Source organism: Novosphingobium mississippiense, assembly GCF_044029535.1.
Classification (GTDB): Bacteria; Pseudomonadota; Alphaproteobacteria; order Sphingomonadales; family Sphingomonadaceae; genus Novosphingobium.
The window spans coordinates 1,310,575-1,326,846 of the sequence record NZ_CP147003.1 but is presented as its reverse complement, the minus strand read 5'-3'; the positions used below and the strand labels follow the sequence as shown (position 1 = coordinate 1,326,846).

10 protein-coding genes are annotated in these 16,272 nt (G+C 63.3%); 6 read left to right on the top strand and 4 right to left on the bottom strand.

Annotated elements, in window-relative coordinates; genetic code table 11:
- Positions 1–346: 346 nt before the first annotated feature.
- Both WBP06_RS24330 and WBP06_RS24325 read right to left on the bottom strand, forming a co-directional pair.
- Complete coding sequence (locus tag WBP06_RS24330) at positions 347–3,040, bottom strand: TonB-dependent receptor domain-containing protein (RefSeq protein ID WP_395334805.1); 2,694 nt, start codon at positions 3,038–3,040, stop codon at positions 347–349.
- A gap of 73 nt (positions 3,041–3,113) precedes the next feature.
- Entirely contained in the window at positions 3,114–4,745 is a 1,632-nt protein-coding gene (locus WBP06_RS24325) for a serine hydrolase domain-containing protein (RefSeq protein ID WP_395334803.1), read from the bottom strand.
- Between the two features lie 250 nt (positions 4,746–4,995).
- Here WBP06_RS24325 and WBP06_RS24320 point away from each other — a divergent pair, with 250 nt between their 5' ends.
- The 3 genes from WBP06_RS24320 to WBP06_RS24310 all read left to right on the top strand — a co-directional run bounded on the left by WBP06_RS24320 (position 4,996) and on the right by WBP06_RS24310 (position 8,701).
- Positions 4,996–5,661 carry a response regulator transcription factor gene (locus WBP06_RS24320; protein ID WP_395334801.1) on the top strand — a complete coding sequence of 222 codons (666 nt, stop codon included), beginning with the start codon at positions 4,996–4,998 and terminating at the stop codon, positions 5,659–5,661.
- Between the two features lie 16 nt (positions 5,662–5,677).
- Positions 5,678–7,186: an ATP-binding protein gene (locus tag WBP06_RS24315; RefSeq protein WP_395334799.1), complete on the top strand. Its 1,509-nt coding sequence runs from the start codon at positions 5,678–5,680 to the stop codon at positions 7,184–7,186.
- Positions 7,187–7,285: 99 nt separating this feature from the next.
- Entirely contained in the window at positions 7,286–8,701 is a 1,416-nt protein-coding gene (locus WBP06_RS24310) for a CapA family protein (protein WP_395334797.1), read from the top strand.
- A 357-nt stretch (positions 8,702–9,058) separates the two neighbouring features.
- Here WBP06_RS24310 and WBP06_RS24305 read toward each other — a convergent pair whose 3' ends face one another.
- Positions 9,059–9,706 (bottom strand): glutathione S-transferase family protein, encoded by a 648-nt coding sequence (locus tag WBP06_RS24305; RefSeq protein ID WP_395334795.1) that lies wholly within the window; start codon positions 9,704–9,706, stop codon positions 9,059–9,061.
- A gap of 466 nt (positions 9,707–10,172) precedes the next feature.
- Here WBP06_RS24305 and WBP06_RS24300 point away from each other — a divergent pair, with 466 nt between their 5' ends.
- The 3 genes from WBP06_RS24300 to WBP06_RS24290 are packed head-to-tail and all read left to right on the top strand — an operon-like array spanning position 10,173 to position 14,606.
- On the top strand, positions 10,173–13,196 hold the full coding sequence (locus WBP06_RS24300) for a LamG-like jellyroll fold domain-containing protein (RefSeq protein ID WP_395334793.1): 3,024 nt from the start codon (positions 10,173–10,175) through the stop codon (positions 13,194–13,196).
- Positions 13,162–13,920, top strand: coding sequence for a hypothetical protein (locus tag WBP06_RS24295; RefSeq protein WP_395334791.1), 759 nt, complete (start codon positions 13,162–13,164; stop codon positions 13,918–13,920). The genes WBP06_RS24300 and WBP06_RS24295 overlap by 35 nt, the downstream gene beginning before the upstream one ends.
- 50 nt (positions 13,921–13,970) lie before the next feature.
- Positions 13,971–14,606: a LamG domain-containing protein gene (locus tag WBP06_RS24290; RefSeq protein ID WP_395337572.1), complete on the top strand. Its 636-nt coding sequence runs from the start codon at positions 13,971–13,973 to the stop codon at positions 14,604–14,606.
- Positions 14,607–14,707: 101 nt separating this feature from the next.
- On the opposite strand, the gene WBP06_RS24285 is transcribed toward WBP06_RS24290, so the two are convergent.
- On the bottom strand, positions 14,708–16,255 hold the full coding sequence (locus WBP06_RS24285; protein ID WP_395334789.1) for a glycosyltransferase family 39 protein: 1,548 nt from the start codon (positions 16,253–16,255) through the stop codon (positions 14,708–14,710).
- Between the last annotated feature and the right edge of the window lie 17 nt (positions 16,256–16,272).

The following is a 16,272-nucleotide window of genomic DNA, read 5'->3' as shown; positions in this document are numbered from 1 at the left end:
CTTCAAAACGACGGTGTCGTCGTACGTTGTGTCTGCCGATGTCGACCCTTCCACGACGTTCAGCCAAAATTTTCCACGCTCCCTGTGCAGACTGTCCGCTATTCCGATGCTTACCGATCCGCTGTCGCTTATCCGCGCATCCATCGATTGATCGACCGACCGGATTCGCTCTCTGCTCTCGCAAGATCGGAGGAACGCGAATGTCGCGTTTGGCACGCAAACCACCGGAAGCATCAACGCCATGAACTTCAGCGCCAGCCTTTTTGGAAGCATTCGAGCGATTGGCGCAAAATCAGAAATGGCGGCCCATGACAGGCCGCCATCCCTCACGCTTCCATGGGATAGATCAGAAGCGAACCTTGGCGCCCAGCGAGAAGTAGCGGCCGATGGTGTCGTAATGGATCGCGCCGTAGGTGGTCAGCGGCGGATCACGGTCGAACAGGTTGTTGACGTTGGCGAAGATTGTGAACTTGTCGACATTCACAGAGGCGCCGAGGTCCACGTAGACGCGGGCGGAAATGTCGTTGTTGGCGATGTCCAGCGCATGGTTGAACTTGCCGCCGCCGACATAGCGCACGCGAGTATCGAGCGAGAAGGCGTCGCTAGAATACGTGACGATGCCGCTGGCGCGCCAGTGCGGGGTGCCGAAGCTGACGTTGTCGCCCACGTCGCCTGCGCGGTCGACCGTGGTGGTGCCGTCGTTGATCAGCACCTTGGGGACGTAAGTGGCAAGGCCGCGCAGGCGCAGGGTACCGCCCAGGTTCGAGGCGATCGTGCTCATCGGGAATTGGTACGTGGCTTCGATATCCACGCCTTTGGTCTTGTATTCGGCCAGGTTGATGTAGGTGGTGTAGATCGTGGTCGGCGCGCCGGCGCTGTCGCGCACGATCTGCGTGCAGAGCGCGGTGTTGCCGTTATCGCAGCCCGAAACGATGTCCTGCGCACCCAGCGACGTGATCGCATCGCGCAGCTTGATGTTGTAGTAATCGACCGAGAGGTTGAAGCCGCGCAGGAACGTGGGCGTGAACACGGCGCCCAGGGTCAACGTGCTGCCGATTTCGGGCTTCAGGTTCGCGTTGCCGCCGCCGTAACGGGTGACCGAATAGGTGTTGCCGTTCTCCGCCACGGTGGAGAAGCTGGTCGTGGTGGTGGTGAACAGTTCGCTGAGGCTGCCTGAACGGATGTCGCGCGAACGCGATACGCGCAGCAGCAGGTTGTCGAAGATGCGGTCGGTCAAGCCCAGCTTCCACGACCAGATGCCGCCGCTGGTGCTGTAGTGGCTGTAGCGAGCAGCGCCATTGACGTCGATCTTGCTGAACGGCTGGTCGAGCAGCGGGATGGCGACTTCGCCGAACGCTTCCTGCACGTTGAACCCGCCATTGAGGGGCGAGAAGTTGAAGCGGCTGAAGCCCTTGGCGGCCGAGATGGCGTCAAGGCCGCTGGTCACCTGTTCTTCCCAGCGCGCCTCGGCGCCCACTGCGATCGAGACCGGACCTGCCCAGGTCGAGAACGGGTCGCCGCGCAGGCTCGCACCGGTCGAATCCAGCTTGGTGGTATAGACAGCGCGCGCGGTGTTGCCGAAGACATAGTCGATCGCGGCCTGGCTGGCGGTTCCGGTGCCCAGGATGTTCAGCGGGGCGCAGGCGGTGTTCGGATCGGTCAGCGCCACACGGCAGACGATGTTGCCGTTGGAATCGGTCACCGCGTCCAGCGCATTGGTCAGGTTCGTGCCCGTGATCTGGTTGTGGTAGCTCTGCATGTTGCGCATTTCGCCGTGGCTGTAATAGGCGCTGTAGCGCCACTTGCCGTTGGCGAAGCTGCCGTCCACGCCAATCGCGCCTTCCACGTTCTGGCGGTAGTAGTCGAAGTTGCGGTAGCCATAGTCCTCGAACACGCGGCCGACCTTGATGCTGCTTTCGCCGGCAGCGGCAAGCTGGCTGCGGATCGTGTCGGACAGGTAGGGGTTGGCGGCCGAGATCGTGTAGGTGCCGCTTTCCGCATAGAAGGGATAGCTGGCCCAGATGCGGCTGTAGCTGCCGTCCGCCCAGAAGGTGGCATCGCCCACTTCGAAACTGGCGCGGGCATAGGCGTTCACGCGCTGGTACGGGTTGGTCAGCGCATATTCGTCGTTGGTGGCAACGCCTTCGCCGCCGACCATGGTGGTGCCGCTGATCTGGCTGCCATATTGGAAGTTCCGCAGGGTGCCATCCGCATTGAAGGTCTGGCCCTTGAGCGTGCCTGAGGTGATCAATCCGCCAAGGCTGGTGTTGGAGGCATTGACGTCGCGCACCAGGATGTAGTCGTGATCGCCGCCGACGGGCGAGAACAGGTTGGAACTGCCGACGTTCTTGCGCGAGTTGCGGTCGAGGATGCCTTCGTCGTTCTGGTATTCCCCGCCGATCATGAAGTGGCCGCGACCGCCGGCGAACTTGGTGCCGAAGGTGCCGTCGAAGCTGTAGCGATAGCCGTCGCCGCGTGTGGAAATACCGTTCTGCGCGCCAATGGTCAGCCCTTCAAGCTCATCGTCGAGGATGATGTTGACCACGCCGCCGATCGCGCCCGAACCCCAAGCGGCAGAGGCGCCGCCGGTGACGACATCGACGCGCTTCACCAGGCCCTGCGGAATGGTGTTGAGGTCGGCAGAGCCGGTAAACCGGCGATTGTTGAGAAGCGTCAGGGTGCGAGTGACGCCAAGGCCGCGAAGATCCATGGCCGAAGCGCTGGAGTTGGTGTTGGCCACGGTGCTGGCCGGCGTCTGCGTGGCGCGGAACTGGGGAAGGTCGTTCAGAACCTGCGCGATGCTGGGGCGGGCGCCAAGGCGCAGCTCGGTCTCACCGACGACGGTGGTCGGCGTGGGCGCGTCGAAGCCCTTGCGATCGATGCGCGATCCGGAAACGACGATGGCGGGGCCGCTCTCGGCGGCCTCATCCGCAGGCGCGGTGTCTTGCGCCATGGCGGGCTGGGCGAAGGCGATGGTCAGGCCGAGGGCAGCGGTGCCCCCGGCCAGCAATTGGCGGAACTTTCGGTTGGTATCACGCATGTTTGTGGACCCCTTGTTGAGTTTATCCGGCCGCCCCTGAGCGGCTTTTGTGGTGAATCTGTCGGGAGAGGGCTCAGCCGTCGACGCGGCGGAACTCGACGTCGTAGGCACGGCCTTCACCGAAGCGCAGACCGGTGACCTTGCCGGCCGCATCGCGCTTGAATTTGACCGTCACGGCCGAGGACTGCGGCAGTGCGTCGCCGGTGAAGACATCGGCATAGGTCACGGTCAGCGGGCGGCTGGACCAGCGCGGGCCATCGTAGACCAGCGCGTTGCCTTCCTGACGGAAGGTCAGGCAGCCGGTAGTGTCGACGCCGCAGAAGCGGCCGGTGAAATCCTTCGGATCGAACACGGTGACCTGATCGACCTTGCGATAGGGGATGTGCTCACCCTCACGGTTTTCGCGGACGAGGCCGGACCTGGAAAAGGCGAAGATGTCCTCGCGCAGTGCCCAGCGACCGGCACTTACCGGCGACAGGGCGCGGCCATCGGCGGTGAGCTGGCCTTGCGCGTCGGCGGCGAAGCGGACCGGGAAGCCGGTCATGCCATCGGCGTAAAGGCCGGTCGGCAGCGGGCCCTTGGGCGTATAGGGTTGGGCCTTGAAGGCGGGGAGGAACACGTCGGCGACAGCGCGACCCAGCGTCGGGGTATCGGCGTTGCCACCGTTGCACAGCAGCGACACGGCCAGCTTCTGCTTGGGATAGCGGGCCATCCACGCGCGGTAGCCGCCGGTCGAGCCCGAGTGGCTGACTTCCTGCTCGCCATTGTGATCCAGGTTCACCAGCGCCAGGGCATAGGCGATGCGGGTGCCGTCGTTCAGCGCGGTCGGCTGCTGCATCGCCTCGGTAAAGCCGGGACCGAAGCGGTCGTCGTCGAGCGCCGCCTGCCACTTGACCAGATCGCCGACGGTGGTGAGCAGGCCGCCGTTGCCGTAGGCGTCCTCGATCACCTGATCGTTGCGATAGACGTCCCTTTCGAATTCGTAGGCACCGGTGCGGCTGACGACGACATCGCCGTGGTCATCGCGCCAACGGGTGTGGGTCATGCCCAGCGGCACGAAGATGCGATCATGCGTGAAGTCCGCCAGCGACTGGCCGCTCACGCGCTGGATGATGATCGCCAGCAGGTTGAAGTTGCTGTTGCTGTAGAGGTAATGCGCGCCGGGAGCGAAGTTCAGCTCCTTCTGGTGGACCAGAATGCCCAGCATGTCCTGATTGTCCGCCGTGCGGCTGTTGCGCGGCCAACCTTCGATGGCAGCCACCGAACCCCAGTCGCGCAACCCGCTGGTGTGGTGCAATAGGTGGCGGATGGTGACCGGCGCGCCGTAGTCCGGCATTTCCGGCACGTACTTGCGGATGTCGTCATCGAGCGAGAGCTTGCCCTCGCGGGCCAGCATCAGCGTGGCGGCGGCGGTGAACTGCTTGGAGTCGGACCCCGCCTCGTAGATCGAATCCAGCTTGGCCGGCACGCCGAGTTCCAGACTGGCCATGCCATAGACGCGCTGCGCGATGATCTGGCCATCGCGCGAAACGGCGACGGCACAGCCCGGCGTATCCTGATGTGCCCAGCGCGCGAAGATCGCATCGACTTGCGCGATCTGGGGGGCTGTTGCCGGGCCGGGGGCCGGCGCAGGCGCCGCATAGGCCGCACCGGCAATTCCAATGGCAGTCATCACGCCGGCAATCGGCGTCAGGCTCAACTTCATGTCGCAAGGTCCCCTTCGGTCCCGCAACCCGCTGCCTTTGGCTCTGGGCCCAAGCGGTGTTGCGTTCGAGGGGAAGAGCTAGAGTGCCTCGCTGTCACGAACCTGACATGTGCGCCCAGCGTCAAGCTTTTGTGCAATCAATTGCAAGAGTGTGTTGCCCGGGCTTGGCATTTGTTATGCGTGGAGCCATGCGTGGCGTAATTTCGCATCCTTGGGGAGGGGTGCCGGGTCGTCATTTGGGGAATTTCTGATGCGTTTGTTGCTGGTTGAAGATGACGAACGGCTGGCGCGCGGTGTGGCCGCCTCGCTGGAGGCAGCGGGCTTTTCGGTGGACCGTCTGGAAAATGGCGAGGACGCTTTGCAGCTTGCAGGGGAGGAGCCTTACGCGGCGATTATCCTCGATCTTGGTCTGCCCGATCTGGACGGTTTGGACGTGCTTTCGCGCTTGCGGGCACGCGGGGGAGTAACGCCCGTCATCATCCTGACCGCACGGGACATGGTGGACGATCGCATCAACGGGCTTGATCGCGGTGCCGACGATTACATGGCGAAGCCTTTTGACCCGCGCGAACTCGAATCGCGCATCCGCGCTCTGGTTCGCCGCAGTCAGGGCACGCCCGATCCGGTGCTGCGCATCGGCACTCTGGTGTTCGACCGGTCGAGCCGTACCGTCTCGCTGGACGACAGCGTGCTCGATCTTCGCCGCCGCGAACTGGCGGTGCTGGAAACGCTGATGGGTCGCCCCGGCAAGGTGATCCCCAAGGAACGGCTTTCGGCAGAGGTCTTCGCCTTCGATGATGCCGTCACGCCCAATGCGCTGGAAGTCTACGTCGGCCGCCTGCGCCGCAAGCTTCAGCCCTCTGGCCCGGCAATCCGGACGGTGCGTGGATTGGGCTATATGATCGAGGCGGCCTGACCTGACGCAAGACGCCATGCTGCACGTCCGTCCTCCGCGCGCGCCGTCGTTGCGTGTGCGCCTCACCGGCGCGGTGATGCTGCCGCTTGCCGCGCTCGTCCTGTTTTTCGGCGTGGTGACGGTATTGGTCACGCACAATACCGAAGCCGATACGGTGGACCGCGTGCTGGTCGGCTCGGTCCGCACGCTCAGCCTAGCCTACAACAGCCCCCCGCAGGATCGCGAGCGGTTGGTGCCGCTGGCGATCCACTTGCTCAAGCGGCGCGCTCGCCCGGTGGTGCATTACAGCGTCTATCGCGGCGATAAGGCGATTGCGGGCGATCCGGCACTGCTGCCGCCGACGGACTATGCGCGCCAATGGAACGGAGTGACCGACGCGCATGCCCCGGCCACCTTTTACAATGCCTATCGCGAACACCGGTTGGTACGCGGTTATCTCGATCCAGCCGATGCCCAAGCTGTTACCCAGGCCGCTTACTTGCGTGACGGAATGTTGCGCGGAAAGCCCGTGCGCATCGCCACCGAGATTCGCCGCGCGGCCGGGGACGATGGCCTGATCGCGATCCAGATTGCTGACTATGTGGACGACCGCGCCGCGTACGAGCAGAACTTCAGTCTGCGCGTCCTGATGGTCGGTCTGGCCGCGCTGGTGGTGACCGGTGCCTTGTTCTGGTGGGCGATCCATTGGGGTTTGCGCCCGCTGCTGGACATGACGCGGCAGGTGGAACAGGCCCGGCACGATGCGTCCCCCTCATTCCGCTTGCAAGCTCCGGAGACGGCACCGGTGGAAATGCGGCCTTTCGTTACAGCCTTCAACGGCCTGATGGTGCGGCTGGATCGGGTGGCCGACGCGCTGCGCCAGTTCACCTCCAATGCATCGCACCAGATGCGCACGCCATTGGCGGTTGCGCGCGTGCAGCTTGACGTGCTCGATCGCTATGGGCCGGAATCACCGCAAGGGCAGGCGGCGCTTCAGGACATTCCCCATGCGATAGATTCACTGGAGCAATTGCTGCGCCAGTTGATCTCGCTCGCGCGTAGCGAGGATCAGGAAGGCACGCTGCTCGAACCCTTCGACTTGTCGGAGGTGACGGCATCGGTCACCGCGGACCGTGCTGCATTGGCGCCTGCGAATATCGACATCAGCTATGAGCATGAAAGCGACGGCACTGTCATTGCTATCGGGGAATCGCGACTGGCTGCCGAACTGATCGGCAATCTGCTCGACAACGCGATCCGCTACAATCGCCCGGGCGGCGCCGTCACGGTGCTTCTCGGCAGGCGCGGGAACAATGCCTTCGTGGAGATCGACGATACCGGGCCGGGAATTCCAGCGGAGGAACGCGAAAAAGTGTGGGAACGGTTCTACCGCGTGCGGGGGCAGAGCCAGGCTTTCGGCACCGGTCTTGGCCTGCCGATCGCGCGGGCGCTGGCTGAACGCCTTGGCGCGCGAGTGACTCTGGATGACGGCCGTACCGGGCAAGGCCTTTGTGCCAGAGTGGAGTTCCGCGCCGAAGCGGCGTGATCTGCCTCTCGATCCGACAGGCGTGACAGGTTCATGTCAGCCCCGGTCGATAACCCTTGGGGCCAGCCATTATCGGGCCAGTCCAAGGGGAATTCCGTCATGCCTATCCGCCGCCGCGCATTTCGCGCCCTGCTTGTTGCAGGCGCTGCCGCCTTTGCCGCTATCGCGATGCCCGCCTTTGCGGAGGAAGAGGAGGAGGGCGGCAAGCTGCCGGACGTCACGAGCGTTCCCAGCACGCCGATTGCCGGCGACTTCACGTTCGCGGCCGTGGGCGATCTCATTTACTTGCGGCCGATGCTGGCGACGCTGGAAAAGCAGTCTCCCGACATGCTGCGCCTTCTCCGCAGCGCGGATGTCACCTTCGGCAATTTCGAAACCACCGCACTCGATCTGAAGACCTTCAAGGGATCGCCGCAGGCGGAATCGGGTGGCACCTGGATGCTCGCCGATCCGAAGGTGCCAGCGGACGTGGCCGGTATGGGCATCGATATCGTCGGCCATGCCAACAACCATGCGACGGATTGGGGCGTGGAAGGCATGCTCGATACGCTTGATCTTCTCGATGCGGCGCATGTCGTGCATGCGGGCACCGGTCGTTCGATGACGGCGGCCCGCGCACCTGCGTATTTCGATGCAGGCCACGGCCGGATCGGGCTGGTTTCGGCAACCACTACCTTTACGCCGATGTCGCCCGCCGCTGATCCGTTGGGGCAGGTACCAGGTCGGGGAGGTGCGAACACGATCCGCAGCACCGAAGTCGGCCTCGTGTCTCAAGCCGATCTTGCCGTGATCGCCCGATTGTCGGGAACGAAGGATGGCGCACCGGTAAAGATGAAGGGCCGCGAATATCGTTTCGCCGCCGATGCCGCTTCGCCCATGAAGATCGAATACGATCTCAACCAGAAGGACGTCGGCGCAAACCTGCTGGCGGTGCGGCAGGCCAAGGAGAACGGCAACTTCGTCGTCTTCTCGCTGCACAATCACGAGCCAGGCAATGCCAGCAAGACGCCGGCTGGCTTCGCGCAAGGCCTCGCTCATCAGGCGATTGATGCGGGGGCGGACGTCTATGTCGGCCACGGTCCGCATCAGCTTCGCGGGATCGAAATCTACAAGGGCAGGCCGATCTTCTACTCGCTGGGCAACTTTGCGATGATGAACAATTCGCTCGATGATGTTCCGGCCGACATGTACGACCAGTTCGGCGTCACACCGGGCAGCGTGACTACGCCCGAACTTCTGGCCGCACGTAACGCCAAGGAGTTTTCCGATCCCAACCTCTACGAGACGGTGATTGCCACATCGCGTTACCGCGACGGCAAACTGATGGAAGTGCGGCTCTATCCGATCGATCTCGGGGTGAATGCCAGCGGAGCAGGCCGCGGCGTGCCCCACATGGCGGACGCGGCGAGCGGAGCGCGAATTCTGAACCGCCTTCAGTCGCTGTCGCAGCCCTATGGCACGAAGATCCTCATCGACCACGGTGTCGGTGTGATCCGGATCGGCGCGCCCAACTAATCGACAACACCCGCCGGCGCCGACCGCGCCGGTCGTCCTGTCCCGAATTTGGCCCGGCCCACGTGCCGGGCCTTCCTGCGCGGGGCTTGAGTGCGAGAAGCGACTTTCTCTCGGATTGGAGGCGCAATGGACATGCTGCCATGCACTCTGGCCATTCACCACTCGCTCAATTCGCCTTTGTTGGCACAGTTATCGAATGGAGCGGTCCAACCCTACCCGCATCATCTGTGCGACGCCGCGAGCATCATTGGGACCGGACTTGTTGATCTGCTGAGCCTTGAGAAGCGGACGATCGGGGATACCTCAGTTGAGGTTAGATTTCCTGCTTCGGATCCCGGATCTTCGGTGGTGCGTCCATCAAGCCGCATCTGCAGCGGCAAAGTGTGCGATCTGGTTGTCATATGCTTTCAGGAAGGCTGGTCGGGCCGTCGCGCGAACGACGTATCCGCGACAAGCGGGATACTCTTCTAGCCCATCGAACCGGTGCACCTGCCGCAGCACGTCCGCCATCAGGAGGTCGGCCACGGTGAAGCGACCGGCGACAAGCCATTCACGGCTGGCCAGAACCGCCTCCATCCGCTCCAGTCTGGCTTTCATAAAGTCATCGACGAATTTGGCCTCGGGCGAATGGCCCGGAAAGCCCATGAAGCGGAACAGCGCCCACGGCTGGCTCGGCAGGTCGACCGAGTTGAGCGCGGCAATGACCCATTCCAGCACTTCGGCCCTCCCGCGTGAATCCGTAGGCATGAGCACGGGGCTCTTCTCGCCGAGATGCAACAGGATCGCGCCGCTCTCGAAGATTGTGAAGTCCCCGTCGGTCAGCCACGGAACCTGGCCGAAGGGCTGCGCCGCGAAATGGTCGGGGCCGCGATCTCGAAATGGAGTACTCTCCACCCGATAGGACAGTCCGGCCTCTTCCAAGGCCCAGCGCACCCGCAGATCGCGGACCATGCCGCGCGGCATCTCGGGAACCCAATCGTAGGTGGTGAGGATCAACTCGCTCATTCACTATCTCCAAGAAAAGTCTTTCCGGATTCCACCCCGGTCCCGACGGCAAACCGGCTTTCACCGCGACTGTGACGTCGTATCGTTCGGCCCACAAGTAGACGGCGTGACGCTCGGTCGCGGGGAGATGACCGAGCGTCGCTTTACCGAATGCTGATGCTCCCAACCGGCGGACGGGTTCGGCCATTGGTCAGGGTAAGTTCCAGTGGCCACGCGAAGTATCTCCCTCGCAGGCGGGTTCTCGGCAGGTGAGCGACAGTTTGTCGAGCGATGCGGTTGAACAAAATGATACCGGTGTCATAAGAGGGGGAAGAACGAAGACCGGAGGGCGTGTTCTCTTCGGCTCAAAGGGAGCGAATGCCAAGTGCTGCACCACCGGAAGCGTATCGTAACGAATCGGGCCACCTCCAGGATAGCTCTGGCGGTCGCCAGTCTATGCATCGCTGCGGCCACCCCCGCTTCGGTTATGGCGCAGGAATCGGATGGCCTGTTGTTCCATGCCCCGCTGGACAGGGGCTTCGATGCGATCGTCTCCGGCGGGGCGGCCACTCCCAACTTCAAAAGCGATGTTACGATCACCCCGGATGGCGCGATCGGCGGAGCAGGGCGATGGTCGGACGGTGGCTATGTGGCCTGGGAAGCCCCCGGCAACATCTATGCCCAACGCGGCACCCTGTCCTTTTTCTGGCGCAGCCATACGCCGGTGGGGGAGGCCCCCTTCGTCATCTTCCGTGCCAGCGCTGGCGACCATTCGAGCTGGGACATGGCATTCCTTCGCATCGATTGGAACGGCCACGGTTTCGACGCCTTCGTTACTGATGCCAATCTCTCACGCGTGCGGGTGAGTTGGACGGTCCCCACACCGCCGGCGGCCGATGCTTGGCACCATATCGCGTTCGCCTGGGACGAAACGCAGGGTGTTCGACTGTTCTGGGACGGCAAGGAAGTCGCCTCGAAGCAACAGGCGGCGGATCTCGATATGGCGCTGGACCAGTTCGGCTTGGCCGGCCGCGTTATCGCGCCGCATCAGGTGCAGAGCCGCTACAACTTCATGCGCGGATCCGATCTGGACGACATTCGCGTCTACGATCACATGCTGAGCGGGGCGCAGGTTACCCAACTGGCCGAGCGTAAGGAGGTGTCTCCGATCGCCTCGTCGCCGGACCTGCAAAAGGCCTGGCTCCATCGCTTCGGCTGGGACACCCAAAGCCCGCCGGTGCTGGCGGACAAGGTTACCACGATCCGCAAGGTCGAGTTCGCCGATGCCAAGGATTTGAAGGAATGGATGTGGAAGGGCATCGACGGGATCGCCGAAACGACCTGGCCGGGCGTCTATAACCGATCGCGCCTGCCCGGCCGCGACGATTACTTCGAACTGCCCGACTGGAATGTCTATGTGGAGGGCGGCAAGACCTATCAATTGACCGTGCCGGACAATGCATCGTTCAATCGCGTCGAAATCCGGGGCGCGGCGTACGGCGCGCTGGAATGGTCGCAAGATGGCAAGGCCGCCTGGAACAAGCTTGCGACCCGCCCGCAAGGCGTGGTGCGATCGCTTACCGATACGCCCATGAAAACCGGCGGAACCTTGCGCTTCACCAATGTGATGCAGGAACAGCCGATCCAGGAAATCTGGGCTTATGACATTCATCCTGGCGAAGTGCCGCGCGGCACGTTCCAGCTCAGCTATACGGTGCATGCCGATGCTGCGGCGGATCTTGGCGCCCTGGAACAGCTGAAAGCCCATATCGCCGGCCGCTACCCGGTGAACGAACGCTCGACTGTCGTTGCGCTGCCGACCAGCGGCATGAAGACGGCGGTAGGAGCCGGAAGCGCGGGCGCTTCGGGGGCGGCACAGCGGACTGGGAACGAGCTTCCGCTGGTCCATGTGCTCATTCCATCAAACTTTGGCGATGCACCTGCAGACCGCCCGCTGGCCCGGGCGTGGAACTATGGCTGGGAAAACGTCCACGATGGATTGGATGGGCTGGCCATCGATCTGCCCGCGATCAATGCCAAGCCCAATGCGCAGGGCGTGATCCCACTCGATATTCGCGTGAAGGACCCGATCTGGCCAGATCGCGATATGATCGACGTGCAGGTTTCGGTCCGCCCGGGACAACCCCGCACGCTGTGGCTGGACTTGCGCGACCGCATCCTGACGGCCGACAGTTTCTACCTGACGGTCGCGTCGGCCGCTTCGGATTTCGGGGCCAAGTCGCTTGACGGCATGACCGTGCGCCTTGTGTTCAAGGATCGTGCCGAGGCGAAGGTTGAGCACATTGCCGATCGCTTCAACCAGGTGAAAGACAACTGGGCCTTCCTTGTCGAAGAGCACACGGCATCCAAGCGCGCGGCGCTCTATCGTCGCCTCTACGGGGACATCACCGACCTGCTTCGCGTCGACCCGGACAATCTGGAAGCGCGGCGCTACTGGGCCGACATCAGCTATTCCGAGGATCAGCTACCGCCTTTCGTGCAGCCCGAACCGCCGGCGGGCATGCCGCTTTGGGCCTTTCGCCAGCTTGAGGATCTGAAACTCACGCGCCAGTTCGTGAACTGGTGGATCGACAACAGGCAGGTGCCCTACGGCGATTTTGGTGGCGGCATTTCCGACGATACCGATCTGACGCAGCAGTGGCCGGGCCTTGCGTTGATGGGGGTCGATCCGGACAAGATCAACACATCGCTGCGGGCCCTGTCGGATGCGGCCTACAAGAACGGCATGATCGTCGACGGTCTGGCCTATATCACCACGGACGAACTCCACGCCTACGAAGAAGGCATCAATTCAGACGCTGAACGGCTCTATCTGAACTGGGGGGAACCCAAGGCGATCGAGCGGGTGATGGCGACGGTCAAGGCGCTGGGCAAGGTGATCCGCGTGAACCCGGCGGGGCACATGCACATCTCGTCAAGCTGGTACGGCGCGCGCAAGATCTACCACGACGAACCCTGGGCCTGGCAGAAGCCCTATGGCTTCGTCATCACGCATTCGCCCATCCTTCTGGGCGTCTATAACGCGGATCCGACCGCGCGCGGGATGGTGACGGGACTGATCGACGGTTTGCTCGCCCACGGCAAACAGGGTGCGGATGGTCTCTGGACCTTCCCCAACGAAATCAGTTTCGACCACGACACCGAACGCGCGGGCGACGGCGGCGGCGCATCGCTGCCAATGCAGTCGGCCTGGGCGTCCTGGCGCTTTACGGGCGATGACAAGTATTTGCGCCCGATCCTCGGCCGTGTCGGCAAAAGCAATGTCGGCGCGCTGAGTGAGATCAACGAGAACGCGCTCACCGTGCTGGGCAAGCGGACGGAGTTGAAAGATGCCGTGCTGAACAAGGCCGGGGGGGGGGGACGATTTCGCCCGCTTCGAAGCCTGGAACGGCACTGGCGATCGGGCCTGGCTCGAAGCGCTCAACGCGCATGGAATCTCGGACAAGAGCCAGCACATGTACATGTACACGCAAGGCCACTGGTGGAGTGACCGCGTGGATGCGCCGAACGAGTACCTCCAGCGCGAGCGGCTTGGCGGCATCGCGCTCAAGCGCAACCAGACATATCCGGGTAATGCGGTAAGCTGGCGCTTCGCCGATCCGGAGGCTGCGGTGAAAGTGGCCATCCTGGTGCGCGACGCCACGCCCGATCGGTTCACGGTAGTCGCTTACAACACGACCGGAACCGAGCAACGCGCGGACATGGGCACCTGGAACGTGGTGGGCGGCATCTGGGAAATGTCGCAGGGCATCGCTCCGCAAGGAGGCGATGTTGCGCAGAACAACGTTTCCACGCGCGAGGTTGAGATCGAGCGCAGCGGATCGCTGCCGGTCTCCTTTGCTCCGGGCGCCACGACGGTCATGACCTTCCGCCTCAAGCAGAAGGCAGGCGTTCAGCCGGAGCATCGTCCAGACCTTGGCATTGGCGATGACGACGTGATCCGGAAGGGCAGCAGGCTTTCAGTTACGGTGCACAGCCTGGGTTCTGTTGCCGCGCCCGGCGGCACGCTGACGTTGGAGACACCGGAGGGTAAGGTTCTTGCGTCCACCCCGGTCCCTGCATTGGCGGCGCCGAGCGACCTGAGGGCAAAGACTGCCACCGTCACGCTCACCGTTCCGGCGGGCGCGCCGAATCTGCTGCACGTCAAGGTTTCGACCGGTGCGCCGGAAGTAACCCAGCGCAACAATCTCGTTATCCTTGGGAAGGCGAACTGATGCGGGTCCGGGCTCTCCCCCTGCTCGCCTTGGCGGCGTTCGCGGTGGCGATGCTCGCCGGTCCGGCGCAGGCCAAGGCGAAGCAGGAGGTATGGAACTTCGATCGCCTTGACCGCATCGGCGACTTGCGGCCCCGGATACTCGGGGCCCCCAAGATCGAACAGGCGTCGGTCGGAAAGGCCGCCGCGTTCGATGGCGTCGGCGATGCGATTTACCTTGGACGACACCCTCTCGCCGGCGCCAAGCAGTTTACCGTGGAAGCGGTATTCCGCCCTGATGGCGGCGCGTTCGAGCAGCGTTGGCTGCACCTCGCGTCGGACGATCCCGTGAACCAGACCCGCGTCATGTTCGAAATCCGGGTGGTCGGTAACGCATGGTATCTGGACAGTTTCATTAAGGGGAAAGGCTATTCGCAAGTGCTGATCGACCCGGTGAAACTGCACCCTATCGGGCGCTGGTATCATGTCGCCCAGACATTCGACGGCACCACCTATCGCAGTTACGTCGATGGCGTTCTTGAATGTGAAGCGAAAGTCGCGGGCTTCACGCCGCAGGGGCCGGGCAATGCCTCTATCGGTGTGCGCTACAACCGGGTGAATTTCTTCCACGGGGCCATCCGCACGCTGCGCTTTTCCAAACGCGCGTTAACGCCTGCTCATTTTGAAATGCCCGCGACTGTGAAATGAAAGGAACGAGAGCAGGCGGAGCGTCTTGGGCGCCTGCTCTGAGATTTTGGTTTATCGCGTTTTCCGAGTCATCAGGTGATTCCACCTGACTAAAAAAGGCTCTAGCTGAAGTTCTTGAGTTCAGGCCAGAGCTGGATGAGCGGCGGCTTCACCCCTTCGCAAAGGGCGATCACCTTATCGTTCTCATACGCCATGGCATACTGGGACCAGGTCTTGCCGAGCAGAGTTACCTTTTCACAGTAGGGCGCAAGGCCAGCAAGATCGTCCTGAACGACGACCAGATGGCGCGGGTTCTGGCCGCGCAGGCCCCACACGAAGTACTGGTTGTGGCCGGTGAGGGCAGGGGGCAGGTGCTTGCCATAGAGATCGAGCGCCGCCGCTTCGCCATAGTTGTCGACCTTGATGCCGGTTTGCGCGCGCAAAGGGGCGGGGACGCGGGTCCATGCCGCCTCGACCTGATCGGTGAAATCGTGCCAGCCCAACTGGTCCGCGAAAACTTGCGGCAGGACCGTGCCCTTGAAGCTGCGCTCCTGCTGTTGGGGCGCGATGCCGATGCGGCCCATGTAGGCGGCGAGCCCCGCCGGCGAGAGAACCGGCAACGCCATCGGCGCGATGAGGGCGGAGATGACGACTGCCGCCGCCATGCCGATGCCGGCGATGGCCCTGCCGGTCCGTCCCTTCGCAAGCGGGGCCAGCGCAACCGCGCCGATCACGAAGAGCGAGGGATAGAGCGGGGCCAGATAGTAGTCCTTGCCGTGGCCCAGCCTGACGATGACCACCACGACCACTGCCGCGATGGTCACGAAGCGCAGGTCCCTGAGCTTGCCGACCACGAACGGTGCGACAAGTCCGGCGATGCACAAGGGGGCGAACAGCGGGTTCATCACGAAGGCCTGATTGGCCAGGAACGGAAGCAGCGGCACGTCCACATTCTTGCCCTTGGCTGCCGCGCCCAGCTCCAGGAAAGGAAACCCGTGGAGCAGCTGCCAGACGAAGGAGGGCGCCGCGATCACGGCTGCCAGCACCACGCCCACCCAGAATGCCGGACGCAGCAATATTCGGCGCTCAGGCGTAAGCAGCAGGCCGATGGTCAGCCCGACCATCCAGAATGCCATCGCATATTTGATCTCCAGCGCCAGTCCCGCGATCACGCCGGCAAGCACGAGCGCGCGGTCGTTCCCCTCTCGGAGCGCCTTGGTCATCAGGTAGGCGATGGCGGTCCATGCCAGCGGATCGAATGTCGAGGTGTTGAGCGTGGCGGCAAGGCCCATCAGCATCGGCGCGACCGCGCAGGAAAGGGCGGCAAGGGCGATGGCCAGCCCGCGCCCACCCAGCAGACGGGTGAAGCGAACCGCCAGGTACACCAGCAATCCGGCAGCCAAGGCCGCGGGCAGGCGTACGCCCCAGGCGCCGAACCCCAGCTTGAATAGGGCGGCGGCCATCAGAGGCACGACCGGCGGTTGGTCGACATAGCCGAATGCGGGATGCTGCCCGCAGACGATGAAGTACAACTCGTCCCGAAACAGATCGTACCGCGCGCCAAGCAAGGCATGGGCGACGAACACGATCAGCGCCGGAATCAACGCTGCCGGATCGCGGACTATCCGGGGCTGTCTCGCCTCTGCCATCATGAAATTGAGCGCCCTCATTTGAAACCGTCTTATGC

What these genes read in the sequence shown, in the direction of transcription:
- WBP06_RS24310 (WP_395334797.1), top strand. Translation starts at nt 7,286, where the DNA reads ATGCCTATCCGCCGCCGCGCATTTCGCGCCCTGCTTGTTGCAGGCGCT.
- WBP06_RS24285 (WP_395334789.1), bottom strand. Translation starts at nt 16,255, where the DNA reads ATGAGGGCGCTCAATTTCATGATGGCAGAGGCGAGACAGCCCCGGATA.
- WBP06_RS24290 (WP_395337572.1), top strand. Translation starts at nt 13,971, where the DNA reads ATGCTCGCCGGTCCGGCGCAGGCCAAGGCGAAGCAGGAGGTATGGAAC.
- WBP06_RS24315 (WP_395334799.1), top strand. Translation starts at nt 5,678, where the DNA reads ATGCTGCACGTCCGTCCTCCGCGCGCGCCGTCGTTGCGTGTGCGCCTC.
- WBP06_RS24320 (WP_395334801.1), top strand. Translation starts at nt 4,996, where the DNA reads ATGCGTTTGTTGCTGGTTGAAGATGACGAACGGCTGGCGCGCGGTGTG.
- WBP06_RS24300 (WP_395334793.1), top strand. Translation starts at nt 10,173, where the DNA reads ATGGCGCAGGAATCGGATGGCCTGTTGTTCCATGCCCCGCTGGACAGG.
- WBP06_RS24330 (WP_395334805.1), bottom strand. Translation starts at nt 3,040, where the DNA reads ATGCGTGATACCAACCGAAAGTTCCGCCAATTGCTGGCCGGGGGCACC.
- WBP06_RS24295 (WP_395334791.1), top strand. Translation starts at nt 13,162, where the DNA reads ATGTACATGTACACGCAAGGCCACTGGTGGAGTGACCGCGTGGATGCG.
- WBP06_RS24305 (WP_395334795.1), bottom strand. Translation starts at nt 9,706, where the DNA reads ATGAGCGAGTTGATCCTCACCACCTACGATTGGGTTCCCGAGATGCCG.
- WBP06_RS24325 (WP_395334803.1), bottom strand. Translation starts at nt 4,745, where the DNA reads ATGAAGTTGAGCCTGACGCCGATTGCCGGCGTGATGACTGCCATTGGA.